At 41.8% G+C, this 1,416-nt stretch carries 1 protein-coding gene, 1 tRNA gene and 2 rRNA genes; all 4 read right to left on the reverse strand.

What is annotated here, in order from left to right; translation table 11 throughout:
• Positions 1-122: 122 nt before the first annotated feature.
• A complete protein-coding gene (locus M0415_RS21255; RefSeq protein WP_176370383.1) occupies positions 123-266 on the reverse strand; it encodes a hypothetical protein in 144 nt (47 codons plus the stop codon).
• A 791-nt stretch (positions 267-1,057) separates the two neighbouring features.
• A 5S ribosomal RNA gene (rrf, locus tag M0415_RS21260) occupies positions 1,058-1,173 on the reverse strand.
• 34 nt (positions 1,174-1,207) lie between these two features.
• A tRNA-Thr gene (locus M0415_RS21265) sits at positions 1,208-1,283 on the reverse strand.
• A 33-nt stretch (positions 1,284-1,316) separates the two neighbouring features.
• Positions 1,317-1,416, reverse strand: a 5S ribosomal RNA gene (gene rrf / locus M0415_RS21270); the annotation flags it as partial.

Below are 1,416 nucleotides of genomic sequence, written 5' to 3' on the forward strand. Positions count from 1 at the left end.
AAAAGTTTTTTGTTTAACTCGCGTTAAACGACTCAATGAATTCTGATTTGTCGTTTCGACTCGAAAGTCAAAACAAACTGTACATATTGCTATGAACACTCATTCATTGATGTAAATTTTGATTACTCGCCAAACGGCAGAGTAATTTCGATTAACTCAACACCCGTGAGTGTCCACACAGATTTCTTGTTTATATTGTTAAAGAGCATTTCGACCTCGGCCTTCGCGTTACCGCTCAGCGGGTCAGGGCTGCGTATTCTACGCATTTCCCCAGTCGCGTCAAGGCGTTTTTGCAAACTTCTTTTCGCATTTGAATCACTTGATTAATTATTAAACAATTCAAACTGACTTATTCATTTCAGAACCTTGGGTTCTTATTGAATCAGCCTTTGCTTTCGCGCTCTGCCGTGTCAGTGGATGCGCATTATAGGCACCGAAACTTTTTGTGCAAGGGCTTTTTTGAAGTTTTTTGCATTATTTTTCAAATGCCTTTTTACACCCAAACTAGGCACAAGCTCCCCACGAGTTACACCCAGAGTTATCCACATTGCGCCAGATTTCCTAATCATCCTCCCCTTTTAATCACCCGCTGTTTAGTGCGTTAAAGTTCGTTGTTTACGGTATTCTACGACTAGTTTTAGTCGTAGCACCTTGTATCAGCGATTTATTCGACGCAATGATTTAAATAAGTGGATAGTTATCATTAAGAAATTTGTAATTTCAAAACCTACAAAGATCAGCGCCCTCACTTAATTTGTCGTAGTCGAGATGTAGGGTAACGAATGACTTAGAGAGGGTAGGAGAATTGAAAACAAAATTAGGATGTTCACTCAATAATTATTGATAAGCGGCTTAATGCACATCTAGGCGCTAATAACGCATATCAGAGGAAGGAATAGTGAATAGGAAAGAATCGTAGAAATAGAGCTATATTGATTACTTAGCTAACCAAGGCTTATTACATGGCATATCTAGCTGGAGGAGATGAGCAAACTATGGAAATAAACTATCGGAAAGCAAAAAGGCCACCTTATTAGGTGGCCTCTCTTAATTTAGCGTTTGGCGATGACCTACTCTCACATGGGGAGACCCCACACTACCATCGGCGCGATTGCGTTTCACTTCTGAGTTCGGGATGGGATCAGGTGGGACCACAATGCTATTGTCACCAAACAAATTTTGCTCTAGGAAAACACACTAGATTGTATGGTGCTGATACCCAGAATCGAACTGGGGACCTCATCCTTACCAAGGATGCGCTCTACCGACTGAGCCATATCAGCAATTCTTTATCATCATTGATGATTTAATTAGGCGCTTGGCGATGACCTACTCTCACATGGGGAGACCCCACACTACCATCGGCGCGATTGCGTTTCACTTCTGAGTTCGGGATGGGATCAGGTGGGACCACAA

The organism is Shewanella sp. 10B (genome assembly GCF_023475885.1).
Taxonomy (GTDB): Bacteria; Pseudomonadota; Gammaproteobacteria; order Enterobacterales; family Shewanellaceae; genus Shewanella; species Shewanella mangrovisoli.

Coding starts and splice junctions, on each gene's coding strand:
- M0415_RS21255 (WP_176370383.1), bottom strand. CDS start 266: ATGCGTAGAATACGCAGCCCTGACCCGCTGAGCGGTAACGCGAAGGCC.